The organism is Ensifer adhaerens, from assembly GCF_028993555.1.
Taxonomy (GTDB): Bacteria; Pseudomonadota; Alphaproteobacteria; order Rhizobiales; family Rhizobiaceae; genus Ensifer; species Ensifer adhaerens_I.
In genome coordinates this window covers 1,939,570-1,962,926 of sequence record NZ_CP118611.1, presented here as the reverse complement: position 1 = coordinate 1,962,926, position 23,357 = coordinate 1,939,570, and the positions used below count along the sequence as shown (strand labels likewise).

The 23,357-nt window shown below is 62.4% G+C and carries 19 protein-coding genes; 8 read left to right on the top strand and 11 right to left on the bottom strand.

Features of this window, described 5'->3' with window-relative positions:
* Window position 1: 1 nt before the first annotated feature.
* Window positions 2-997, bottom strand: coding sequence for a DUF58 domain-containing protein (locus PWG15_RS29060; RefSeq protein ID WP_275024981.1), 996 nt, complete (start codon window positions 995-997; stop codon window positions 2-4).
* 16 nt (window positions 998-1,013) lie between these two features.
* On the bottom strand, window positions 1,014-1,985 hold the full coding sequence (locus PWG15_RS29055) for an AAA family ATPase (RefSeq protein ID WP_275024979.1): 972 nt from the start codon (window positions 1,983-1,985) through the stop codon (window positions 1,014-1,016).
* A 258-nt stretch (window positions 1,986-2,243) separates the two neighbouring features.
* Between PWG15_RS29055 and PWG15_RS29050 the strand changes: the two genes are divergently transcribed.
* From PWG15_RS29050 to PWG15_RS29035, 4 genes are all read left to right on the top strand, one after another.
* On the top strand, window positions 2,244-3,215 hold the full coding sequence (locus PWG15_RS29050; protein ID WP_275024978.1) for a formylglycine-generating enzyme family protein: 972 nt from the start codon (window positions 2,244-2,246) through the stop codon (window positions 3,213-3,215).
* 42 nt (window positions 3,216-3,257) lie between these two features.
* Window positions 3,258-4,301 carry an HAD family hydrolase gene (locus tag PWG15_RS29045; protein WP_275024977.1) on the top strand — a complete coding sequence of 348 codons (1,044 nt, stop codon included), beginning with the start codon at window positions 3,258-3,260 and terminating at the stop codon, window positions 4,299-4,301.
* A 458-nt stretch (window positions 4,302-4,759) separates the two neighbouring features.
* Entirely contained in the window at window positions 4,760-5,035 is a 276-nt protein-coding gene (locus PWG15_RS29040; RefSeq protein WP_275024976.1) for a hypothetical protein, read from the top strand.
* Window positions 5,036-5,254: 219 nt separating this feature from the next.
* On the top strand, window positions 5,255-7,024 hold the full coding sequence (locus PWG15_RS29035; RefSeq protein WP_275024975.1) for a tetratricopeptide repeat protein: 1,770 nt from the start codon (window positions 5,255-5,257) through the stop codon (window positions 7,022-7,024).
* Between the two features lie 21 nt (window positions 7,025-7,045).
* On the opposite strand, the gene PWG15_RS29030 is transcribed toward PWG15_RS29035, so the two are convergent.
* The 9 genes from PWG15_RS29030 to PWG15_RS28990 all read right to left on the bottom strand — a co-directional run bounded on the left by PWG15_RS29030 (window position 7,046) and on the right by PWG15_RS28990 (window position 16,252).
* Window positions 7,046-8,071, bottom strand: a complete 1,026-nt coding sequence (locus PWG15_RS29030; protein ID WP_275024974.1) for an NADPH-dependent curcumin/dihydrocurcumin reductase — start codon at window positions 8,069-8,071, stop codon at window positions 7,046-7,048.
* 169 nt (window positions 8,072-8,240) lie between these two features.
* Window positions 8,241-9,602 carry an O-acetylhomoserine aminocarboxypropyltransferase/cysteine synthase family protein gene (locus PWG15_RS29025; protein WP_275024973.1) on the bottom strand — a complete coding sequence of 454 codons (1,362 nt, stop codon included), beginning with the start codon at window positions 9,600-9,602 and terminating at the stop codon, window positions 8,241-8,243.
* A 45-nt stretch (window positions 9,603-9,647) separates the two neighbouring features.
* Window positions 9,648-10,688, bottom strand: a complete 1,041-nt coding sequence (locus PWG15_RS29020; protein ID WP_275027250.1) for an isopenicillin N synthase family dioxygenase — start codon at window positions 10,686-10,688, stop codon at window positions 9,648-9,650.
* A 622-nt stretch (window positions 10,689-11,310) separates the two neighbouring features.
* Window positions 11,311-11,547 (bottom strand): hypothetical protein, encoded by a 237-nt coding sequence (locus tag PWG15_RS29015; protein WP_058328064.1) that lies wholly within the window; start codon window positions 11,545-11,547, stop codon window positions 11,311-11,313.
* 120 nt (window positions 11,548-11,667) lie between these two features.
* Window positions 11,668-12,390, bottom strand: coding sequence for a TfuA-like protein (locus PWG15_RS29010; protein ID WP_275024971.1), 723 nt, complete (start codon window positions 12,388-12,390; stop codon window positions 11,668-11,670).
* Window positions 12,387-13,574 carry a YcaO-like family protein gene (locus tag PWG15_RS29005; protein WP_275027249.1) on the bottom strand — a complete coding sequence of 396 codons (1,188 nt, stop codon included), beginning with the start codon at window positions 13,572-13,574 and terminating at the stop codon, window positions 12,387-12,389. Before PWG15_RS29005 ends, PWG15_RS29010 begins: the two co-directional genes overlap by 4 nt.
* Window positions 13,575-13,646: 72 nt before the next feature.
* A complete protein-coding gene (locus PWG15_RS29000; protein ID WP_275024970.1) occupies window positions 13,647-13,868 on the bottom strand; it encodes a hypothetical protein in 222 nt (73 codons plus the stop codon).
* 32 nt (window positions 13,869-13,900) lie between these two features.
* Window positions 13,901-15,772, bottom strand: coding sequence for an AfsR/SARP family transcriptional regulator (locus tag PWG15_RS28995; RefSeq protein ID WP_275024968.1), 1,872 nt, complete (start codon window positions 15,770-15,772; stop codon window positions 13,901-13,903).
* 27 nt (window positions 15,773-15,799) lie between these two features.
* A complete protein-coding gene (locus PWG15_RS28990) occupies window positions 15,800-16,252 on the bottom strand; it encodes a helix-turn-helix domain-containing protein (protein ID WP_275024965.1) in 453 nt (150 codons plus the stop codon).
* 474 nt (window positions 16,253-16,726) lie between these two features.
* Between PWG15_RS28990 and PWG15_RS28985 the strand changes: the two genes are divergently transcribed.
* The 4 genes from PWG15_RS28985 to PWG15_RS28970 all read left to right on the top strand — a co-directional run bounded on the left by PWG15_RS28985 (window position 16,727) and on the right by PWG15_RS28970 (window position 23,353).
* Complete coding sequence (locus PWG15_RS28985; protein ID WP_275024964.1) at window positions 16,727-19,306, top strand: SH3 domain-containing protein; 2,580 nt, start codon at window positions 16,727-16,729, stop codon at window positions 19,304-19,306.
* A 106-nt stretch (window positions 19,307-19,412) separates the two neighbouring features.
* Entirely contained in the window at window positions 19,413-21,530 is a 2,118-nt protein-coding gene (locus PWG15_RS28980) for a mechanosensitive ion channel family protein (RefSeq protein WP_275024963.1), read from the top strand.
* A gap of 41 nt (window positions 21,531-21,571) precedes the next feature.
* Complete coding sequence (locus PWG15_RS28975; RefSeq protein ID WP_275024962.1) at window positions 21,572-23,026, top strand: MltF family protein; 1,455 nt, start codon at window positions 21,572-21,574, stop codon at window positions 23,024-23,026.
* A 42-nt stretch (window positions 23,027-23,068) separates the two neighbouring features.
* Entirely contained in the window at window positions 23,069-23,353 is a 285-nt protein-coding gene (locus tag PWG15_RS28970) for a hypothetical protein (protein WP_275024961.1), read from the top strand.
* Window positions 23,354-23,357: the final 4 nt, after the last annotated feature.

Here is a 23,357-nt window from a genome sequence, read left to right as displayed (position 1 = left end):
GCTATCGCCTCCGTTGCCGGCTGGCGAGCTGGCCGAGCATGGTGCGCAACTGCGGCGCGACCTCCTCGGCGGCGGAAATCGGCAGCATCGGCAGGCCGAGCTCCTCCTGCCAGGCGCGCAGTGCGCGCCCGCGTTTTCTGGCGAAGCTGTCGATCGCCTCGCGCACATTGCCATGACCGAATTGCACTTCGGCCTGGAGCAGTCCGCCGCTGAAGACGATGTCACCCTTGCGCGGCAGCTCGAGCAGGAAGGGATCGTAGATGAGAACGGAGATCACATCGTTGTGGGCCGAGAGCTTCAAGAGCATGTCGCGGGTTTCGAGGCTGTAGCCGTCGAAGTCGCTGATGACGATGATCAGGTGATCATGCCGCGCAACGTTGGCGACGGTGGTGAGCACGACGTCGAGCTGCTCCGCGCCATGCGGCGCCTGCGAGCCCGCTTGCAGTGCCATATTGTGGCGAACGATGCTGTCGGCAAGCCGGATCACCGCCTCGCGGCTCCGATAGGGGCGCACCTCGGTAACCTCTTCGTCACCGAAGACGAAGCCGCCGACGCGGTCGCCGAGCGCCAGCACGCGCCAGGCCGAGAGCGCCGCAACTTCGGCTGCGGCGACCGATTTCATGGCACGGCGGCTGCCGAAGAACATGTTGATGCGCTGGTCGACGAGGATCAGGGCCGGCCGGTCCTTCTCTTCGTCATAAACGCGGACGACCGGCTTGCCGGTGCGTGCCGTCACTCGCCAGTCGATCGCGCGGATGTCGTCTCCCGGGAGATAGTTGCGTAGCTCCTCGAAGGAGAGGCCGCGGCCGCGCATGCGCGATTCATGGCGGCCAGCGAGCAGGCGCTGCACCGGCGCCTTGCGCAGGAAGGTCAGGTCTCGGGCCATGGCCTCGAGGCCGACGAGCGTGTCGACCGACGTGTAGACGCCGGTCGTATCGGCCTGGCGGGGCTTTACGATGCTGCGGGAACGGGCGAGAGCCGGCAGGGATATGGCCATCGACGAACCTCCATCCTCAGGCGACCGCGACGAGTTCGACGATACGGTCGATCACCTGGTTGGCGGTGGTGCCGCCGGCATGCGCCTCGTAGGAAAGCACCAGCCGGTGGCGAAAGACGTCATGCACGGTGGCTTGCACATCGTCGGGGGTGACGAAGTCGCGGCCGTTCAGCCAGGCGTGGGCCCGTGAAACCTTGTCGAGACCGATGACGCCGCGTGGGCTGACGCCGACCTGCAGCCATTTGGCGAGATCCTTGTCGACCTTGTCGGGGTAACGGGTGGCCATGACGAGCGCGACGATGTAGTTCTCGATTGCTTCGGAGACGGTGACCGCCGAAATCTCCTGACGCGCCGTGAACACCGAATCCTGGGCGAGTTTTTCCGTCGCGTGATTGTTGGATTTCGCGTGAATTTCCTCGGAGCGCACGAGCCGCATGATATCGGCTTCCGACGTCGCATCGGGATAGTCCACCTGGATGTGCATGAGGAAGCGGTCGAGCTGCGCCTCTGGCAGCGGGTAGGTGCCTTCCTGCTCGATCGGGTTCTGGGTCGCCATCACCAGAAACAGATCCGGCAGCATGTGGCTTTTGCCACCGATGGTGACCTGGCGCTCCTCCATCGCTTCGAGCAGGGCCGATTGCACTTTTGCCGGCGCACGGTTCACCTCGTCCGCCAGGATCAGATTGGCGAAGATCGGACCTTCCTGAAAGCGGAATTCGCCTTTACTGCCGTCGGAAAAGTAGATCTCCGATCCGGTGATGTCGGCGGGCAGAAGGTCGGGCGTGAACTGGATGCGCGACAACTCCGCGTCGAGGTTCTTCGCCATGCTCTTGATAGCCCGGGTCTTGGCCAGCCCCGGCAGGCCCTCGACCAGCAGATGGCCGTTGCTGAGCAAGCCCAGCAGCAACCGTTCGATCATGCCTTCCTGGCCGATGATCGCTTCGCCGATGCGCTTGCCAAGTTGCTCGATATCGTCGCGTGCACCCATGAATTCCTGCTTCCTCTGCCTGTCCGGCAGCATCGGTCATCATGAAATTTCGGCAGAGCTTATTGTTAAATCTGGCCAATTGGAAAGAACGTAACAGTAACGAAAGTCCGGCAGGGCCAACATTTGCGTGATTTTTGGCTTGGCACGGGACGTTTTGTTTGTCGTCGTAACGGTTACGTACTTTGGGTCGGAGAGGAATGGCGCTAGCTTGGAGCGGTCTGGTCGTCGAACTCGCCACCTTCGGGAGATGGAAGCCGCATGCACGTGTCGCAGAAGATACCGCTTCTCAACGAAACGCCGGCAGCGATAAGCGCGCGCGAACCGATCTGGATCGAAGGCGGCACCTTCGTCATGGGCTCGGACAAGCACTATCCGGAGGAAGCGCCGGCGCATCCGGTCAAGGTGGATGGCTTCTGGATCGATGTGGCGCCGGTGACCAACCGGCAGTTTGCCGCCTTTGTCGAGGCGACGGACTATGTCACCGAGGCGGAGAAGACGCCGGACCCGAAGGATTATCCCGGCGCCCTGCCGGAGATGATGCGTGCCGGCTCGGTGATCTTCGATCCGCCGAAGAGGATTACCAGCAACAGCCCGTCGCAATGGTGGAACTTCAAGTTCGGTGCCGATTGGCGGCGGCCCTATGGGCGGCAGAGCAACATCCGCGGCAAGCTCGATCATCCGGTCGTCCAGGTCTCCTATCTGGATGCCAAGGCCTATGCGGAATGGGTGGGCAAGGACTTGCCCACGGAGGCTGAATGGGAGTTCGCGGCAAAGGGCGGGCTCGAAGGCACCGAATTTGCCTGGGGTGACGAATTGATACCGGAAGGTCGCTTCATGGCGAATACCTGGCACGGCATGTTCCCGACGGAGAATCTGAGGCCTGATGGCTTCGAGCGGACGTCGCCAGTGGCGAGCTTCCCGCCGAACGGTTACGGACTCTACGACATGATCGGCAATGTCTGGGAATGGACGAGCGACTTCTGGTCGACCCATCATCCGGCGCCGGCGCAAAAGAGCTGCTGTATCCCTTCCAATCCGCGCGGCGGCGACAGGGAAGCAAGCTTCGATCCGAGACAACCGACAATCCACATCGCCCGCCGGGTGGTGAAAGGCGGCTCTCATCTCTGCGCACCCAACTACTGCCGACGATATCGGCCGGCGGCGCGCCATGCGCATGAGGAAAACGCGGCGACCACCCATATCGGTTTTCGGTGCATTCGGCGGCCCTGACACTGTGCGAGGGCTCAATCGTTCCCGCAAGGAGGATGCGTGATGACGGCATTTGCGATGCGATCCAATTCCACGCCGAGCAGGTGCCGCTCGCGGCTGGTCGGGCTCCTGTTCCTGCTTTCCACGGCTTTCGCCGCATCCGCCGTCGTCGCAGCCGATGCGCCGGCCGACAATCTTCCATCCTGGAACGATGGCGAGGCGAAGACGGCGATTGTCGATTTCGTCACGCGGGTGACCAGTGAGGGCGGAGCCGATTTCGTGGCACCGGAGGAGCGCATCGCCGTCTTCGACAATGACGGCACGCTGTGGACCGAGCAGCCGAATTATTTCCAGGGCATGTTCGCCATAGATCGCGTCAAGGCGATGGCGCCGGAACACCCGGAGTGGAAGGACAAGGAGCCGTTCGCTTCGTTGCTCAAGGGCGACATGGCGGGTGTTGCCGCCGCCGGCGAAAAGGGCATCGTCGAGCTTGTAATGGCAACCCATGCCGGCATGACGACGGATGCGTTTACCAAGACGGTCAAGGACTGGTTTGCGACCGCCAAACACCCGCGCTTCAACCGTCCCTACAACGAGATCACCTATCTGCCGATGCACGAACTGCTCGATTATCTACGGACCAACGGCTTCAAGACCTACATCGTCTCCGGCGGCGGCATCGAATTCATGCGGCCGATGACCGAACAGATGTATGGCATCCCGCCCGAACAGGTCGTCGGTAGCAGCATCACCACGAAGTATGAGCTCGACGGTGACACGCCGGTGCTGACGCGCGAACCCAAGATCGACTTCATCGACGATGGCCCGGGCAAACCCGTCGGCATCAACACGTTCATCGGCCGGAGACCGATCTTTGCCGCCGGCAATTCCGACGGCGACTATGAGATGCTGCGCTGGGTGACGGCGGGATCCGGTCCACGCTTCGGCCTGATCGTGCACCATACGGATGGCGAGCGCGAATGGGCCTATGACCGGCAATCGCCCGTCGGCAAGCTGGACAAGGCGCTGACGGAAGCCGAACAGAGAAACTGGCTGCTGGTCGACATGAAAGAGGACTGGCGCAAGATCTATGCCTTCGAGAAATAGACGGCGGGCAGGCGGCCCCCAGGACTGACCAAGATCCCTATCGATTTCGCCTGCGACCCCGCGGCCGGCGGGTTCAGCGTTCGCCGAGTTCCGGTGAAAATGACCTGCGGCCCGACAAAGGTGTCCTTGCGGATCTGTCACCCATAGGGATCGTCTTTGCAGTGCCGGGACCTGCTGAGGTGCAAATCTTGTCGCATCGAGGGACGATTTCGGACGATCTATTCGTTCGGCGTCAAGGCTATCGGGGCAAAGTTACTGTTACGTACTTCCGAAATGGTCTGTCTGTTGTCACGTTAACCATCGAGGGAGCGGTCCAGTCCGGATGCCAGTTTTGGTTGAGTGTCCGGCGGACTGATGTGTCGTCACGGTCCCGGAGAAAATGATCCTTGAGAAATGGCGTGCCAGCCAGTCGGGCTGGCGGCAAGGTCATCGATTGTTGATCAGGCGGGTAGAAAACAATGCCCAACGCGGCCGTACAGCGCGGACTTCTGAAGCTCATGCTGAAGCTTCCGGCACTGCGCGGCCAGTTGCAACTCCTGAGTGCCAAGAACCTCTCTGTTTCCAATCTCTGCGAGGCCTACGAAGAGGCGAGCTCGATGCTTGACCGGCAGCGCAAGCTCGATCCTCTGGATCATTCGCTGATCTCGGAGTATGAATTGATCTGTCGCGAGATCGAAGAAGAGGTAATTTCGATCTGTATCATCGATTCAGGCCGCGAACCTAGTCCATTGTGATTAACAAATAGCCTTATCGGGTTCATGAATTTCATGTAAATCCCGTGAAAATTCTGTGGGATTTTCGATCGGTTCTTGTTCCGTTTTGAAATGACACATTTCCTTCGTGAAAATGTTTTGTGATGGCGCGATATTTTTCTTTTCGCCACTGCGGCTCTCGTCTAGAGTTCGTCTCGCGTTTGCACTCTCTTTGGGGTTGTGGGCAGTTGGGAGCGCATCATGGAAGCCAGAAATGCGGGTCAAGCAGTTCCTGGTGCCGTTGCTGAATGTGACGCACGTGCTGCACTTGATCGTATTCTTGCCGATAGTCAGTTTCACGCGACCGAACGGCACCGGAAGCTCCTGCGCTATCTGGTCGATGAGTTCTTTGCTGGCCGCTCGGGGCAGGTCAAAGCCTATACCATCGCGATCGACGTTTTCGGCCGGCCGGCTTCCTTCGACCCGGCAACCGATCCGATCGTGCGTGTCGAAGCCTCGCGTCTGCGCGCCGCGCTGACACAGTATTACGACACCGTCGGCGAGAAGGTGGGTCTTCGCATCGAGCTTCCGAAGGGCAATTACGTTCCGCATTTCGTTGTGAGCGACCACTTACCGGATCCGTCGGAAATCGCAACGCCCCCCACGGAGACGGCGAGCGATCTGGAGGAACTGATCGACGTCCCTCCCGCCATCGTCCAGCCCAAGCGTCGCCCGTTCGGTCTGATCGCCGTCGCCGTCGCTGTTGCGGGGGCCGCGGCAATGACTGGAGCCTTCTATCTCTCTGTTGTTGAGCGCCTCCCGTGGCAACCGGTGCTTTCTGCCAAGCCGACGATCGTCATCGACGTTGCGGCGGGTAGCGGGGTCGGCGACGAAATGCAGAGAAAAGCAGGCGACTACCTGGTCCACGCGCTGTCGCAGTTCTCCGCTGTGCGGACTTTGGCGCCGGCGGCGGGCGTCGATGTTGCATCGATTACCGGCTGGGTCGCACCGGCGTCGCCGGTGAAGCTGCAGGGGAGCAAGGAGTATCGGCTCTCGGTCGCCTACAGTGCCGACATCAACGAGCATCAGGTCTCGTGGCAGGTTGTCGATGCGCAAAGCAACGAGGCACTCCGCGCGGGTACGGCGAAAGCTGATATCGACAACGGTGGCGAACGAGCCGTCCAGGAAAAACTGCTGGCTCGGCTCGCCCGATCGCTCGCCGGCGAGGAAGGTGTCATCGTCAGCCTGGAGGCGGCGCGGCAGCTCGTGTCACCGTCGATCGGCTACGGTTGCGTGCTGCTTGCCGATGTCGCGCTGGCGCGGATCGACCCGGAAGCAATGGCTTCGGCACATGCCTGCCTGGAGCAATCGGTGACCTATCAGGCGACGGACCCTGACGTGCTTGCCAGCCTGGCCATGGTTCTGGTGGCGACCGGCGAAGCGAACGCCTCGCCGACCGTAGCGGCGCGGGCGATCAAGCTCGCGGACAAGGCCGTGGCTCTCGCACCGCAATCGAGCCAGAGCTACATTGCCCAGATGCAGGCCCGCTTCGTCGCCGGCGACACGGAAGCCGCGTTCATGTCCGGTCGCCGCGCCGTTGCGCTCAATCCGCTGGACGATGCCATACCCGCTCGGCTCGGCCTGCTGCTCTTCGTCAGCGGGCAGTATTCGGAGGGCGCAAGTCTCGCGCGGGTGGCGCAAGCGGGCTGCGAGTATATGCACCACGACGCGGCGCTCACGCTGGCGCTCGAAGACTACCGGAACGGCAAATACCGCGAAGCGCTGACACGTGCGCGCCAGCTTGCCAATCCCGCCGACACGGCCGTCAACCTCCTGCGAATGGCCGCAGCAGGTCAACTCGGTCTGACGAGAGAGGCCACGAGTGCCCTCGACGGCTGGCAGTGGAACAAGGCCGGATCGACGCGGTCGGCGGAGAGCGAACTCGCCGCGCGCGGCTATACGCCCGAGCTGATCGCGCTTCTCGACGACGGTCTTGGCAAGGCGGGCGTCCGTCTCGCCGGTCTGCATTGATCGCTTGCGACCTCCGGCTTCTCAGCTCTCAGGCGCCACCCGCACGACCAGCTTGCCGAAGTTGCGGCCTTCGAGCAGCCCGATGAAGGCATTCGGAGCGCTCTCGATGCCATCGACGACGTCTTCCTTGTAGCGAATCTCGCCGCTGGCGATCCAGCCGGCCATCTCCTGGTAGAAAGCCGGGCGTTGATCGGCGAATTCGCGCTGGATGAAACCCCTGATCAGCAGGCTTCGGCTCAGGACCTCACGCATGAGGCCCGGCAACCTGTCGCCGCCGGCTTGCGGACCTCCGGCCTGATTGTAGTGCGCGATCAGGCCGCAGACCGGTACCCGGGCGAAGTCGTTCAACAGCGGAAAGACTGCATTCCAGACATGGCCGCCGACATTCTCGAAATAGACATCGATGCCTTTTGGGCAGGCGGCGGCGAGTTGCTCGGCGAAATCCTGCGCACGGTGATCGATCACCGCGTCGAAGCCGAGCGTATCACGAACGAAGGCGCACTTGTCGGCACCGCCCGCAATGCCCACCGCGCGTGCTCCCTTGATGCGCGCGATCTGGCCGACTGCCGAGCCGACGGCACCGCTTGCCGCGGCCACGACCACCGTCTCGCCCGGTTTCGGCTTGCCGATCGTCAGCAGCCCCGCATAGGCGGTGAAGCCCGGCATGCCGAGGATGCCGAGCGCGGTCGACAGAGGGGCTGCGGACGGATCGAGCTTGCGCAGGTCGGCGCCGCGCGACAGCGCATAACTCTGCCAGCCGGAATGGGAGAGCACGAAATCGCCGTCGCTGAAATCCGGGTGGCGCGAGCGCACGACGCGGGCGACCGTGCCGCCTTCCATGACCGCGCCGATGTCCACCGGCTTGGCATAGGACCGGCCGGCGTTCATGCGTCCGCGCATATAGGGGTCGAGCGAGAGATAGAGGATCTTCAACAGAACCTCGCCTTCGGCCGGCTCCGGGATTGCCGTTTCGACGATGCGGAAATCGCTCGGCGTCGGCCGACCGGATGGCCGGGCGGCAAGCAGGACCTGGGTGTTCGCGCTCATGATCTCTCCTCGTGGGCGTTTGGTCGCGTTGACGGACGCAGCGACCGGTGAGCATTTGTGGCATGAAACCGATTGCGGACCTATCGGGCATTTCTGGCCCGCCAAAAGGAACCTCCGCAGACCGGCCGCAAGGGGTCGGGCTGCGGAGGCTGGCATGGGAAACGTGTCGTCAGGCCGCGTCGATCGCCTGACGGATATCTGCGATGATGTCGTCGGCATGTTCGATGCCGATCGAAAGCCGGACATAGCCCGGCGTCACACCGGTCTTGCGTTGGTCTTCCTCCGAAAGCTGCGAATGCGTCGTCGTCGCCGGATGGATCGCAAGCGAGCGCGCGTCGCCGATATTGGCGACGTGGTAGAGCAGCTTCAGCCCGTCGATGAAGCGACGTCCGGCCTCGCGCCCATCTTTCAGTTCGAAGCCGACCAGCGCCCCATAGTGCCCGTTCAGGAGATACTTTTCGGCGCGCGTCTTAGCCTCGCCTTGCTGGAACTTCGGGAAGATCACGCGCCCGACCTTTGGGTGGGAGCGGAGGAACTCGGCCACCTTGATCGCATTCTCGTTGTGCTGGCGGATCCTGAGCGGCAGCGTCTCCAGGCCTTGGATGAACTGGAAGGCGTTCAACGGACTGATTGCTGCACCAAGGTCGCGCAAGAGCACTGCGCGGGCGCGAAGGATATAGGGATGGAAGGCGATCGCCGCGGCCTTTTCGAGCCAGGTCTTGCCCTGGTAGCTCGGGTCCGGCTCGTGCAGGCTCGGCTGCCGCGCCTCATGTTCGTGCCAGGGGAAGCGGCCGCTGTCGATAATCGCGCCGCCGATCGAGGTGCCGTGACCGCCGATGTACTTTGTTGTCGAATAGACGACGACTGCAGCGCCGTGTTCGAAGGGGCGGATGGTGAGCGGCGCGGCCGTGTTGTCAACGATCAACGGAATGCCGAAGCGCAAGCCGACTTCGGCCACGTCGGCGATAGGAAAGACCTCGAGCTTCGGGTTCGGTAGGGATTCGGCATAGTAGGCGCGCGTCCTGTCGTCGGTTGCCCGGGCAAAGGCCTCGGGATCGGCGGCATCGACGAAGCGCACCTCGATGCCGAAGCTTTTCAACGTTGCGGCAAACAGCGCCCAGGTGCCGCCATAGAGGCCGACGGCACTGACGATGTTGTCGCCGGCGCGCGCAAGGTTCAGGAGGGCGAAGGCCGATGCCGCCTGACCGGAACCGAGCGCCAGTGCTGCGGCGCCACCTTCGATTTCCGCCAGCCGCTGCTCGAATGCGTCCTGGGTCGGGTTGGACACACGGGTATAGAGATGCCCCGGAGCCTCGAGCGCAAAGAGTTTGTCGGCGCCATCCGTGCCCGGCAGCTGGTAGGAGGTCGTCTGGTAGATCGGCACGGCGACGGCGCCACTTGTCGGGTCGAAGCGGTAGCTGCCGCCATGGAGCGCCAGCGTTTCCGGATGCAGCCGTCCGCCGGTCTCCCGCAGCCCCGTGGGTGCCTTGATCTCGGCTGCTGGTTCTTCCGGCTTCTGATGAATCGTCATGCCATTTCTCCTTGGCTCTCGGGTTGATCGGCGCTGTTCGGTCAATCAGGCAGGCACGGCCGCCTTCTGCTGTTCCAGCAGGTCCGCGTGGTGCTCGGCGGCGACATCGGGGTGTGAGCGCAGCCGGGATTTCAGCACGTTGCGGCCGACCTCGTGGAAGAGCGGGTTCTGCGGATCCTGGGTGACGCCGCGGACCTCGGCGGCAAGCGCCGGCGGCAGGTCGAGCACCGGGATGGTGGAGGCGAGGTTGGCGCCGAGGAAGAAGGCGACGGAGAGCCGGTCGCCGCCTGCCGGCGGCGTGACCACGCGGTGGATGTTGGCGAGCAGATAGCCGTTCGACGCCAGTTCCAAGAGCTCGCCGACGTTGATCACGAAGGTGCCGCGCTTCGGCGGCGCGTCGATCCAGCCGCCCTTGCCGTCATCGACCTGCAAACCGCCGACCACGTCCTGCAGCAGGATGGTGACGAAACCGCCGTCCTTGTGGGCGCCCACCCCTTGATCGCTCTCCGTCTTGTCGCGGCCTGGATAGCGGATGATTTTCAGGAGCTGGTTGGGGCCATCGCGGTAGATCGGCCCGAAGACATCGGGCTTTTGGCCGAGCGCTTCCGAGAAGATTTCGATCAGCCGGATACCGAGCCCGGTGACGGCTTCGATGTAGGCAAGGATCGCGGGCTTCAATTCCGGCAGGGCATCGGGGAACTGATTGGGGCCGACCAGCCGTTTCCAGGGTGCATCGCCGGACGCGACCTTGAGGCTTTGACGTTCGGGGCCGAAGTCCACCTGCTCGCGCCAGTCCTGAGTGCCGCGGGTATATTCGAGACCGGCGCGGTTGTAGCCGCGGAAGTGCGGCGACTTGCGCATTTCGATTGCCAGCTTGTCATCCTCGGGTAGTGCGAAGAAACGCCGCGAAAGCGAAAGGATACCGTCGATCTCATCCTGCGGTATCCCGTGGCCTTCGAGGTAGAAGAAGCCCACCGAGCGGGCAACGCTGCGCAATTCGTCGAGCGCCGTCGCCCGCTCGGGGTGGCCCGCCGCAAAGCGCGAAAGGTCGAGGACGGGTAGGGTAGGGTTGGCCTGACTCAAGATGGTCTCCGTTGTTTCGTGGCGGGTGCCGCTCGCTGCCGAGACCCTCGCGCGTTAAGCGAGCGAGCAGCGGGGCATACCCAAGGGTTCAGGTGCGGGGGGCGGATGCCGTCGCAGCCGCTGTGCCGGTTTGCCGCAAGAGGGTGCTTGGCGAGAAAACGCTGGTCTTTGAATGGCGCTGGCTCATGGCATCCCCGCTTGTGTCGAGTGGTTCAAGCCTAACCGGCGGCGCCATTTATTCAATAATATCTATGGAAATTATGGACTAAATTCCACGTGGTGGGCGAAGCAAACATTCGAACGGGGCGAGGTTCCGGGGAAATTCCGTCCGACCCCTGCATCTGGTCTTGGCGAGCGCTCCCTTGCCTTGAAATTGAAATGGATGCTGAAGGCGCGGCGGTAGATTGGAGGAACACGCAGCCTCCGTCGCCTTGGGCCGCACGGTACGCATTGCGGGAGATGAGTTCGCTTCTAGAAGGTAAACGAAAGGCCCTGTTTTGCACTTCTGCAAAACAGGGCTTGGTAGGGTCTCTTTGTTTGGATCTTTCCACCGTTCCCGGAAAACGGAGGACGATCCTTCACGACCGCGCAATTCCGGACACTGAACGCCCCGAACTTGTCGGCCTCAGCAGCGGCCGAGGCTTGGTCGCGTTAGCAGTTCGTTGGTCAGATGTGCTCTCTTGTCTCCGCATTCCTCTGCTTCCTTGAGCAGCGACGCAAGCGCTAGCTCGAGGCAGTATTGCACACCTTCGACATTGAGGGTCTTGGCGGAGTCTCGCGCATAGGTGACAAGGCGAGCCAATGCCAGTAGCTCCTTCTCCTTGTCTTCCGGCTCCACCGGTACAGCAAATGAAGACAGCATGATTTTCCCCAGCTCCCTACGGATCAGCCAGATCCAGTTCAGCGTGGCCAATCATAGCGTGACTGCGCGACAGTGCGCGTGACATGAGCGTGACACACGTTGTATGGGAAAACCACGCGCTTAAGATGAAGCGTCAGGTTGACCGGACAACCTCTTCCACAGGCTGGTAGAATTGAATTCCCAGTCGCGCGCTACAACCGTCCGTTGGTTCGGCGCATTGTGCAGCGCATCGAGCAAATGCAGCGCATCGATACGTTTCTGGTCGACGAATTCGGTGGCAAGCAGATCTGCGAGACGCGCGCGGTCTATACTGGCGGGAAGGAGAGCACGCTCGACAACCGCGGCCCAGGTGCGTTCCTTGTAGAAGATGGCAGCTGCCGCTGTGCCGACCGCCGCCACCGTTTCGGCAGAAAGCAATTGGCGATCCCGCAGCCGTCTGAGGGTCATATCCACGTTGACGAGCGGCAAGGTCAGCGGCAGGTATCCGAGTTCGGCCGGGCCGTGGATCAGGGCGACATCGGCATCGTCCACGCGCTCGCCTTGCGCATATTGTCGGTAGACCTCGCCAATGCCCACCATGCCGAAGGGAGCGCATTCGGCAGCGCGAAGCGCGCCCATGCTGGCTGCGCCGAAAACCTGAACGCCTCGCGTCAGCGCGTAGAGGATCTCCTTGTGCCAGACCGGCGCGACCTGTTCGAAGTTGCCGTCGATCAGACCGATAGCGGTCGCACCGCGCTCGGTCGCGCGAAGAATGTCGCCCTGGACGGCAGGTGGCCGGAGATTGATGGGGCCCCCAGGGCGATGTGCGTCCGGCAAGGTGGGTCCGACGAAGACGATCTTCATCCGCCCTCCAACGCGCGTGCCAGCGCCCGCTCTCCGAAACGGCGCTTGCGCAGCCCGTCGGGGTTCTCCAGGTCCGGAACGAGAACCTTGACGACGGAGAACGGAACATCTCCGTCTTCGACGAGCGGCACAACCACAACCGAGCGGATATGCGCCTCCTCGAGCCGCTGCATTGCATGGCACAGCAGCCCTTGCGGTCCGTCCTCGGCGATTGCGGCGGTTGCCGTTTTCCTTTGCGGGACCGCTTCGAACAGGCGCTGCGTCTCACCAGGGAGGGGGCGGGCAAAGGTCTCGGGAAAGACATCGTCGCGGGCGCCGCTGATATAGGTGAGCCGCGACTGGGCCGCCTCCGTCACGGCGCGGAGGGCGGCTCTGCGCGCCACCGGGTGCGCCCCGTGGCCGATCGTCACGTCGTGGTAACGGGGTTGCCGCGCGGTCAGAATGCCGGCGTCGGCAAGTGTCGCTGCATAACACGGGACGGCGACGTCGCTGGTCATGTCGAAGAGACGCAGTTGCAGGCCGCAGACCGCGATCTGCCGCGCCATCTGGTCGAGGATCGGATCCGCGAACGATGCTGGATCGATGCAAGTTGCGAGCTTGCCGCTCAGCGGCAACAGACGCCAGAGCGTTTCGGCGTCGCGCTCGATGCGCTCGAGCAGGCCGTGCAGAATGGCTTCTGTTTCGGTGTTGCCGGAGGCAAGGCCGTCGGAGGATTGCCAGTATCGGCAGTCCTCGATGGTCCGGTCGAGCGTCGTTGCGTGAAGCGGCGCCCACGTGATGGTTCCGTCTGTGAGATTAAAGCCGCGAAGCCAGGAGATCGTCTCGTCGTCGCCGAGATCGGGCTTTCCGGCGGCCGCCAGACCCGGAAGCGTCAGTGCCTGATCCCCGCTCTCACATAATGTCCGTCGGGTCGCCATTCGGGCCGGCACCGCGGGCGCGCAGGCAACGGCGCGTTCGATCGCCTCCATCGCGGCCGAAACCTTGGCGTCGTTATCGGTAATGCCTTTTCCTTGATTGATGACGATCGACCGTGCGTTCGGCGAGATGGCGCTCCAGACGGGGATGCCGATCTTGTCGAGTCTGGTCAGGCGCGCCAGTCTGCTGACGCCGAATGTCGGCAAAAGCGGTTCTATACGCCGAAGGGTCTCTTCGGGCGAACAGGCGCGATCGCTGTACGAAAGCACACCGGCCGTCGGATGAGCGAAACGATCATCCGACGGCCGGTCAATTCCGGTGACTTGCGCCACGTATCGGCGCTAGCCGTCCATGAACCCGCCGGAAACCGAACCGGACGAGGCCGCCAGCACGGCGAGGTTCACGCCCTTGTGCACCGTTGCACCGCCGGTGGCGCGCAGATCGTTGGCCGCTGCCAGCGGCCCCTGCGTCGGCGTCGGGATTTGCGTCACCGTTCCGGCGTCCAGATCCGCCATCCAGAGCCTGTCGTCGCCTGCCACGCCAATTACCACCACTTTCGCCATTTACCCCTCCTGGCTTTCGTTGAATGAAGACGTCAGAAGCCTGCCTTGCGCAGGCCCTCGCAATAATGGACTCGCTGCCATTCTTCCCTAAAGGGAACGATTGCCATCCATTTGTCGAGATCAAAATCCGGGTGCACGTCGAATGTTTTGCGGACGAATTGCCGGGCCTTCTTCTTGTTGCCAAGCATACCCCAACTCGCCGCGGACAAGCGGTCGGCAGGCGTCGGATCGCGCATGCGCTCGATATAGGCGATCGCCTGCTCGTACTGGCCGAGCGAATAGCTGGCCCCGGCCGCGGTCCAGAAATATTCGTCCGGCGCGATGGGGCTGAGGTCTAGCGCGGCCTGGATCTTGCGAAGGCCGCCCTCAGGCCGCGACGCCTGTACCAGCGTGTCGGCATAGCTCGCGATCACGTTGGCATGCTGCGGGCTCAGCGCCTCCGCCTTGTCATGGTACTCCATGCTCTCGTCGAATTGCCTCAGATAGAGTTTGACGACGCCGAGCTCGCGGTAGCCCGTTGCCAGCGTGTCATCGGCCCCCACCGCGTCGCGCGCATGCCGTTCCGCAAGCGCCAGCAATTCGCTGTCGCCGCGCGCCGTCAATAGCCACTCGAAGAAGTAACTGCGCGCCAGGCCGCTCATAGCAGGCGCAAAGTCGGAATTTTCGTAGAGTGATTCACGGAAACTCTTGCGAGCGCGCCGCACCTCCGGAAGGTTGAGCTGCTTGAGGTAGCGCTGCCCAAGCAGGAAGCTGCGATAGGAGCCGACATTGGTCTCGTAGGTCTTCCGGTGCGTCTCGTTGCGCTCCATCTGACTGGCGATGGCGTAGGCGATCTGCCGCGCTATCTCCCGCCTGGACGTCATCAGCCCGTCGCCGTCGAGATTGAAGCGGTCGGCCCAGATCACTTCGTCATTGGCAAAGAAGATCAACTGCGTGAACAGCGTCAGGCGGCTGCCCTCGTCTGTCAGGCGCGTGTCGAGGATGTAGCTGATGGCGTGCTTCTGGTAGGTGTTTGCCTTGTCGGCCTGAAGGCTGATCTGCGCGGCCGTGTAGGGCGCGATGACCGAAACCGATCGAAGCGCGCAAAGGCCGATGGTGACGTCCTCGATCAGGGCGCTTGCAAATTGCGTGGCGGGACTGTCGATCGCGCCATTGCTCGGCGGCAGCAGCACGACGCGCGGCGGACGCAAATCCGCGGCTGCCTCTGAGGCCGGCGCAAAGAGCGTCGAAGCTGGCCGCCATTCCGCGACGGCCGGAGCGAGCGGCGCATTGCTGTGCGCGATTGCCCTTGCTTCGAGGTGATTGCCCTCCAGCTGAAACACCTGGGTCAGGATCTTGCGCACATCCTCGTCGAGCGGATTGCGCTCGAGGAGGCGCGCTGCAGCGGCCTTGACCAGCTTGCGATGGCTCTTCGTCGCTTCCGGTGCTGCTGCAATCAGGCTTTCGCGCAAGATCGCCATGTGTTCGCCGCGCTGCCGTTCGATCCAGCCGTGCAGCGCTTGCCCCTGGGACTTCAGGTCCTTGAGGAAGTCCTCCTGGAACGTCGTTGCTGCCAGTTGGAAGCGATTGAGCGCATCGCCTGGATCACGACTGATTTCGTCCAGGTCGCTCTGCAGTCGATCGACGTCGAGGCAGACCGACGATTGAGAGAAGCTCAGGAAATGACAGCCGAGTTCATCCTGTCGCGCGCTGATGCGCGAGATCGTCTTGCGCAGGTTGACGAAGGCCTGGCTGGGGACGACTTCGTCCCACAACAGCTTGGCGATGTCGTTTCTCGATTGTTCGCGATATCCGCCGACGATCAGATGGCAAAGGATCAGCAGACCCTTCTCCGGGAACGTCACTTCGCGCCCGTCCTTATCGACGAGACGCAAGCGCCCGAGGGTCTGCAGTCTGAATGTCATCCGGTCATTCCTGTCGGGTGCAGGCGCTTATCCGTGCAGATCCTGGGCGTGGGTCGTTCCCGCTCGGCTGCTTTCGGTCTCCGGCGTCTGGGCCACGGCGGCGACGAGAGAGATGATCTTCTTGCGCAGCACCGGATCGGTGATCTTCAGGAAGGCGCGGTTGAGCGCGATGCCTTCCTTCGACGAAACGAAAGAGGAGATTTCGCTCGGCTCGCGCGTGGTGTCGCCGGCACCGGTGCGGGCAGAGGCGTCATCGCCTTCCTGGAAGAAGAAGCTCGGATGCACGCCGAGGATATCGGCGATCGCCTGAAGGCGGCTGGCGCCGATGCGGTTGGTGCCTTTCTCGTATTTTTGAACCTGCTGGAATGTGATCCCGAGGCCGTCAGCCAGCTTTTCCTGGCTCAACCCGGCCATCAACCGACGCATCCTGACGCGGGAACCGACAAAGACATCAATCTGGCTGGGGGCTTTTGTGTTCACTTGCATTTCCTCCGCACGTAGGAATGGTCAAATCATACATATGAGTTTGCTTGAATAAATCTCCCGATGCAATCACCACGGGCTAAAACGCGGAGATTTGCAGCGCCGTCCCGGTTTTCCAGGGGATGAGCCGGGCAATGCTACCGTGATCGGCGCGCAACTGCGCGATTTGTGGTGGTTCGAGTGCATCACGATTGCCTCAATCGCGCCAGGATACCGGGCGGCCCGCGCGAATCGATCCCGCGTCAATCTGCATTCGACGGGCCCGAGGGAAGGGCTCATGGCCGAGCCTCGCCGTCCCTTTTCAACGGCCAGTTACGGTCGCCGTTACTGTTACGTACTTGTGTTGCCCGCGATGCCGAAGATGCTGCGATCATACCGGTCCGATGTCCGCTCGTCATCCGCCAACTATCTGGCACAGGCAGCGACAGTAGGGTCCCGGTTCGGATTGCTGCTAGACGCCGGAGAACCGAGATGCGCAAACTGACCCTGGCCTTCACCCTGTTCGCGATTGCCTCCGTGCCCGCCGAGGCGGGGCCGGCCACCACGAACGCGTCCGTCAATTTCCGGGAAGGGCCGGGTACCGGCTTCGATAGCCTCGGCAAGCTTGCGGAAGGTACGGAAGTCGACATCAAGGAATGCGACGATGGCGGCACATGGTGCGCGGTGAGATTCAACGGCCAGAACGGCTTCGTCAGCGGCAAGTATCTGAACGATGCCGACCCCAAGGGGCTCGGCTGGCCGCGCGCCTTCAAGACTGACAGCGGCGCGACCATTACGCTGTACCAGCCTCAGATCAACGCTTGGAAGGATTTCACGGATCTCGATGCGCTGATTGCTGCGGAATACAAACAGTCCGACGATGCCAAGCCGATCTATGGTGTCATCGGGGTGACCGGCAAGACCGACGCCGACAGCGCATCCGGCCAGGTAGTCGTTTCGGATATCAAGATGACGGAGATCAATTTTTCCGTCCTCGACCGCAAGGAACTGGCGGATCTCGCCCTTGAGGTCGGCAAGCTGATGCCGGTCGGAACCATCACCGTTTCGGAAGACAAGCTGACGGCGAGCCTGGCGGACTACGAGCGGCTCGGCAATGTCGAGGGGTTGAAGGCCGACGCGCCGCCGATCTTCGTCAGCAAGGAGCCGGCGATCCTCGTGCAGACCGACGGCAAGGCGGTGTTCGCGCCGGTCAAAGGGGTCGAAGGCCTATCCTTCGCCGTCAACACCAATTGGGACCTGTTCAAGGTCGATGCGGATGGCACCTATTATCTGCGCAACGACAAGGCATGGCTGCAATCGAAGGATCTGGCCTCGGGGTGGCAGCCTGCTGCATCCCTGCCGGACATTCTCGGCAAGCTTCCGGACGACGACAACTGGAAGGATGCCAAGGCTGCGATCCCGCCACAGGCCGAGGTGGGCGCTGCCGCGAAGGTCATCTACTCGGACAAGCCGTCAGAACTCCTCGTCTTCGACGGCGAGCCGAAGCTCGAGCAGGTGCCGGGTACTGGCCTCAAGGTTGCGACGAACAGCGAGAGCGACGTCTTCTATCGCGATGCGGATTCCAACTGGTACATCCTCGTGTCCGGTCGCTGGTTTGCAAGCTCCTCCCTCGACGGTCCGTGGACTTTCGCCACGCCGAAGCTTCCCGAAGATTTCCAGAACATCCCGCAGGACGCGGCCTATTACACGGTGCGCTCGTCCGTTCCCGGCACGTCCGAAAACGCCGAAGCGCGGCTGAAGGCAAGCATCCCCGAAAAGGCGCGGGTGGCGCTCGACGGGTCGGTCAAGGTGGACGTGACCTATAGTGGAGATCCGAAATTCGAGAAGATCGACGGCACCTCGCTGACCTATGCCGTCAACACGAACGAGACCGTCATCAAGGTCGGTGACAAGTATTTCGTCGTGAAGGACGGCGTCTGGTTCGTCGGCGATACACCGACCGGACCGTTCAGCGTCGCCAAGGCGGTGCCTGACGAGATCTACAAGATCCCGCCGTCTTCCCCCGTCTACAACGCGACCTATGTGCGGATCTACGAGACCGAGCCCGACGCGGTCTGGTTCGGCTACACGATGGGTTATCTCGGCGCCTATCTTGCCTGGGATACCTTCGTCTACGGCACCGGCTGGTACTACGACGATTATTGGGACTATGGCTGGGCTGGTGGCGGCTACTGGCCCTATTATCCACGCCCCGTGACTTATGGGGTCGGTGCGTTCTACAACCCGGCTGTCGGAACGTTCGGCCGCTATGGTTATGCCTATGGGCCCTATCGCGGCATTGCCGCCGGTGCGGCCTACAATCCACGCACCGGTACCTACATGCGAGGCGCTGTCGGCTACGGGCCGAACGGCGACCGGGGCTTCGTCGCCGCCTACAATCCGCGCACCGGCAACGCGGCGATCGCGCGTGGCGGACATAATGTCTATGGGAGCTGGGGAACGGCATCCGTCAAGCACGGTTCCGACTTTGCGCGCATTTCCGGCGGTTCGACCGCGGACGGAGCGGGCGCCCATTGGCGCACGTCAGACGGCAACCATGGTTTCGTCGCCGGTGGCAAGGGCGGCGACGTCTACGCCGGACGCGACGGAAACGTCTATCGCCGCGACGACGGACAATGGCAGAAGCACACGCCTGACGGCTGGCAGCCGGTCGACAAGCCTTCGATCCAGGACAGGGCCAAGGCGGGCGAGCAGTTTTCTGCCAAGCACCCGGACGCAGCCCAGAACCTGAACCAGCGGATCGGAACCGGCCAGGGAGCAGGTAGCGGAGCGCTGGACCGCGCGCCCGATCATCTGGCGATCGACAATATCGGCCGACAACTCGGCAACCAGCGTTCCTTTGAGCGTCAGTCCTTCGATCAGCGACCACTGAACTTCCCGAGCAGTGGGGGTGGCGGTTTCGACCGCCCTGGTGGCTTTGGCGGTGGGGGCTTCGAGGGAGGTGGTTTCCACGGTGGCGGCGGCTTTCAGGGCGGTGGTGGATTCCAGGGTGGGGGAGGCTTCCATGGGGGCGGCGGTTTCCATGGCGGCGGCGGCTTCCGTCGTCGTTGATCCGCGGCGAAAGGGCATTGGCAGAACCGCCTACAGGTATGTTACCATTTGTAAAAGTTGAGAATCATGCCGGTCGGGGCCGGCTTGATCCCTGGGGGTGGTAAGCATGGGCTGTGTCGGGTCGTCGCGTCGTTTTCTGGGGCCGGTCTTCGGCTTTCTTGCGTTTCTTTCAGTTGTCTTCGGTCCCGTTTCCAAGGGATTTGCGCAGGAGGCGGCGCCCGCTACGCCGCCCGCCAAGGTCCAGCAACTGATCCAGTTACTCGACGATCCGGAAGTGAAGCAATGGCTGTCGGCGAAGCCGGCTCCGGCACCGGCTGCCGAAGCGCCGGCTGCGGGCGTCGTCGCGCGCTGGACCGCCGAGATCAGGCGGCGCCTGACCGGCATTCGCGATGCCGTGCCGCGCGTTCTACCGGAAATGCAGGCGGGGCGGGATCGGCTGGCCGGCGTCATGGAGAGCCACGGCAGGGCACCCGTTCTCAGGGGTTTCTTCCTCATTCTCCTGATCGGCTACGGTGCCGAATATCTGCTGCGCTGGCTGTTGCGGCGTAGCCTGCAAGGGGCCGCGTTGGCAGGACCGGCGCGGACCATGTTGGCACGCGTTCTGCCGCTCGTCGTCTTTGCTGCCGCCAGCATGTCCGTGCTCGCCTTCGCAGAATGGCCAAAGATGCTTGAGGCGACGATCGCGCCGCTGCTTGGAGCGTGGATCGGCGCTCGCCTGCTGATGATCATCGCATCCGCCGTCCTGAAAGGTGGTCGCGAAGGCGAGGAGGGCGCCGACGCCCGTGGCGGCTATCTGTCTCTGACCGCAGACGAGGCAGGCTTCTGGTATCGTCATTTTCTCTGGCTGATCAGTGCCGCCGCGCTCGTCTGGGGCGTCGGTGATGCGATGCTGGCGCTTGCCATATCCGCGGACGTGCGCGAACTGGTAACGACGATCCTTGGGCTCGTGGTCCTGGTCCTGGCGATCGCAACGGCGTTACGGCGACCGGCAAGTGCGGTTGCCGGCTCGCGCCGCGTCGTCGGCAATGTGCTGCTGGTCGCCTTCCTGATTGTGCTGTGGCTGATCTGGGTCGCGGGCATGGAGGTCCTGTTCTGGATCGGTCTCTATGTGATCGGCCTGCCGCCGTTGCTGCGCTTCACCAGCGCCTTCACGAAGACGATGCTGGATGCCTCCGCCGCCGATGATTTCAGAGTGATGCGCAACGTCCTGATCGAGCGGGGCGCCCGTCTCCTGATCATCGCCCTCGCGGCCGCCTGGCTGACAGTCGTGTTCAAGATCAACGCGATGGCAATGATGCAGGATGATGTTTTCAATCGGATCTTCCGCGGCGCGCTCGCCGGCATCGTGATCTTGCTGGCGGCGGATCTCGTGTGGCAGTTGGTGAAGGGTTTCATCAGCCTGCGCCTGACGCAGGCGCATGCGGGGGCCGCCGATCCGGCGCAGCAGGCTCGCAACTCGCGCCTGATGACCCTGTTGCCGATCCTGCGCAACTTCCTCGCGATTTTCATCGCCGTCGTGGCGGTACTGATGGTTCTCTCCGGCCTCGGCGTCGAAATCGGCCCGCTGATCGCCGGCGCCGGCGTGTTCGGTGTCGCACTCGGCTTCGGATCGCAGTCGCTGGTCAAGGATGTCATCAGCGGCATCTTCTACATGACGGATGACGCATTCCGGGTGGGCGAATATATCCAGAGCGGCAGCTACAAGGGCACGGTCGAATCCTTCAGCATTCGCTCGGTCAAGCTCCGGCACCATCGGGGCCCGGTCTTTACCGTGCCGTTCGGCTCGCTGGGTGCGGTCCAGAACATGAGCCGCGACTGGGTGATCGACAAATTCATGATCAACGTTTCGTTCGATACCGATGTGGCGAAGGTAAAGAAGGTGGTGAAAGGTATCGGGGCCAAGCTGCTCGAGGATCCCGAACTGGGGCCGTTGATCCTGGAAACGGTCAAGATGAAAGGCGTCGAACAGTTTGGCGATTATGGGATGACGCTCAGCTTCGCCATGAAGACGAAGCCGGGAAATCAGACCCAGGTCAGACGTCGGGCCCAGGTCATGATCAAGGAAGCCTTCAAGGAAAATGGCATCAATTTCGCTTCGCCGACGGTGCAGGTGGCGGGCGACGAGCAGCAGCAATCTGCTGCGGCCGCTGCCGCGACCCGTGATGCCATCGCCAAGAAGAATGCCGCTGCAGCGCTCGGCGAAGGTGACGCGTCGCAGGAATAGGATTTCGCCGACAGGTTTTCCAGGGGCCGGGGAGGCCGATCATGAAACGCGTTCTATGGGGGATGTTGCTTCTCGTGATGTTCGCGGGTGGCGGCGCCCTGGCGCAATCGAACGAGCAATTCCTCCGATCGATGTTCGTACCACACAAGGACGACTTCGACGGGATGGAAAAGCGACGTGTGATCCGCATCATCGTGCCATTCAGCAAGACGATCTATTTTGTCGATCGCGGCCAGCAATTGGGCACGGCCGTTGAATTCGGGACGGCGCTGGAAAACGAGCTCAACAAGGATCGCAAGAAGCAGATCGACAAGATCCGCGTCGGTTTCGTGCCGATGCCGCGGGCGAGGCTTCTGTCCGCGCTGGATGAAGGTCTCGGCGATATCGTCATGGCGAACCTGACGATCACGGAAACACGGCTTGCCAAGGTGGATTTCACCGCGCCGCTCTACGACGAAGCCAAGGAGGTTCTTGTCACTGGCCCATCCGCGCCGGCAATCGCCGGACTTGATGACCTGAGCGGACAGGAAATCCATGTGCGCCGCTCGAGCAGCTACTACGAACACCTGGCGGCGCTGAGTGCAGGCTTCGAAAAGTCCGGCCGCCCGCAGATTACCCTGAAGGACATGGATGAGAACCTGGAGGACGAAGACGTCCTGGAGATGATCAATGCCGGCCTGCTGCCGTGGACGGTCGTCGATATGTACAAGGCGAGCATCTGGTCGAAGGTCTTCACCGACCTCAAGGTGCGGGAGGACATCGCTGTGTCTGATCACGGCGAAATCGCCTGGGCGATCCGCAAGGACAGCCCGAAGCTCAAGGCCGTCCTCGACGATTTCGTCAAGACCCACAAGGTCGGTACCACCTTCGGCAACATCTTGAGGAACACCTACTATAAGGGCGACAAGATGCTGAAGCGTGCCTACGATCCAGCGGATGTCGAACGCTTCAAGGCGCTGGTCGAGATCTTCCGCAAGCACGGAAAGACCTATTCCTTCGATCATCTGATGCTGATGGCGCAGGGATACCAGGAATCGCAGCTCGATCAGTCCCGGCGCAGCCATCGCGGTGCTGTCGGCATCATGCAACTGCTGCCGTCGACTGCAGCGGACAAGGCGGTCAACATCCGCGGCATCGACAAGGACGAGAGCCTGAATGTCGAAGCCGGATCGAAGTATCTGCGTTTCCTCGTCGATACCTATATCAACGACCCGGCCGTGACGCCGCGAGATCAGTTGCTGTTTGCCTTCGCTGCCTACAATGCCGGGCCCGGGAACCTGCGCAAGTTCCGGGCAAAAGCCAAGGACATGGGGCTCGATCCAAACCTCTGGTTCGGCAATGTCGAAAATGCCGCCGCCGCGATCGTCGGGCGTGAGACGGTTCAATATGTCAGCAACATCTACAAGTACTATGTGGCCTACAGCCTGCTGGAGGCCCACGACGCTGACGCAGCGGCGGCGAAAGTCGAAAACAAGGCGGCTGCTACCGCACCATAGGCTGGCGGTGCACGGGTTCCTGGCAGAAGTGGAGGTCTCGAAATGGTCGCGGTGAAAAGCAACTCGCCCGTAAGGCGGTCGGCAGCCCTTCTTTGCCTTTTCGCTCTGACGCTTGCCGGCTGTACGACACCAGATATCGAGCCGATCCCGGGGAGCATCACCTATGGCGGACAACCCCGCACGAAACTGACGAAGGCGCCCGTCGGCAGCATCGTCCCGCACCGTTTCACGAGCGGCAACAGCTTCGTTCAGGAGACCTACATCATTGAACCGGATCGCACGCTCAGGCTTATCCGACGCGACTACTATGATTTGCCGATCGATTGACAAG

What these genes read in the sequence shown, in the direction of transcription:
- PWG15_RS29015 (WP_058328064.1), bottom strand. Translation starts at nt 11,547, where the DNA reads ATGCTGTCTTCATTTGCTGTACCGGTGGAGCCGGAAGACAAGGAGAAG.
- PWG15_RS29050 (WP_275024978.1), top strand. Translation starts at nt 2,244, where the DNA reads ATGCACGTGTCGCAGAAGATACCGCTTCTCAACGAAACGCCGGCAGCG.
- PWG15_RS29045 (WP_275024977.1), top strand. Translation starts at nt 3,258, where the DNA reads ATGACGGCATTTGCGATGCGATCCAATTCCACGCCGAGCAGGTGCCGC.
- PWG15_RS29035 (WP_275024975.1), top strand. Translation starts at nt 5,255, where the DNA reads ATGGAAGCCAGAAATGCGGGTCAAGCAGTTCCTGGTGCCGTTGCTGAA.
- PWG15_RS29030 (WP_275024974.1), bottom strand. Translation starts at nt 8,071, where the DNA reads ATGAGCGCGAACACCCAGGTCCTGCTTGCCGCCCGGCCATCCGGTCGG.
- PWG15_RS28995 (WP_275024968.1), bottom strand. Translation starts at nt 15,772, where the DNA reads ATGACATTCAGACTGCAGACCCTCGGGCGCTTGCGTCTCGTCGATAAG.
- PWG15_RS29040 (WP_275024976.1), top strand. Translation starts at nt 4,760, where the DNA reads ATGCCCAACGCGGCCGTACAGCGCGGACTTCTGAAGCTCATGCTGAAG.
- PWG15_RS29010 (WP_275024971.1), bottom strand. Translation starts at nt 12,390, where the DNA reads ATGAAGATCGTCTTCGTCGGACCCACCTTGCCGGACGCACATCGCCCT.
- PWG15_RS29025 (WP_275024973.1), bottom strand. Translation starts at nt 9,602, where the DNA reads ATGACGATTCATCAGAAGCCGGAAGAACCAGCAGCCGAGATCAAGGCA.
- PWG15_RS29055 (WP_275024979.1), bottom strand. Translation starts at nt 1,985, where the DNA reads ATGGGTGCACGCGACGATATCGAGCAACTTGGCAAGCGCATCGGCGAA.
- PWG15_RS28975 (WP_275024962.1), top strand. Translation starts at nt 21,572, where the DNA reads ATGAAACGCGTTCTATGGGGGATGTTGCTTCTCGTGATGTTCGCGGGT.
- PWG15_RS29060 (WP_275024981.1), bottom strand. Translation starts at nt 997, where the DNA reads ATGGCCATATCCCTGCCGGCTCTCGCCCGTTCCCGCAGCATCGTAAAG.
- PWG15_RS28985 (WP_275024964.1), top strand. Translation starts at nt 16,727, where the DNA reads ATGCGCAAACTGACCCTGGCCTTCACCCTGTTCGCGATTGCCTCCGTG.
- PWG15_RS29000 (WP_275024970.1), bottom strand. Translation starts at nt 13,868, where the DNA reads ATGGCGAAAGTGGTGGTAATTGGCGTGGCAGGCGACGACAGGCTCTGG.
- PWG15_RS28970 (WP_275024961.1), top strand. Translation starts at nt 23,069, where the DNA reads ATGGTCGCGGTGAAAAGCAACTCGCCCGTAAGGCGGTCGGCAGCCCTT.
- PWG15_RS28980 (WP_275024963.1), top strand. Translation starts at nt 19,413, where the DNA reads ATGGGCTGTGTCGGGTCGTCGCGTCGTTTTCTGGGGCCGGTCTTCGGC.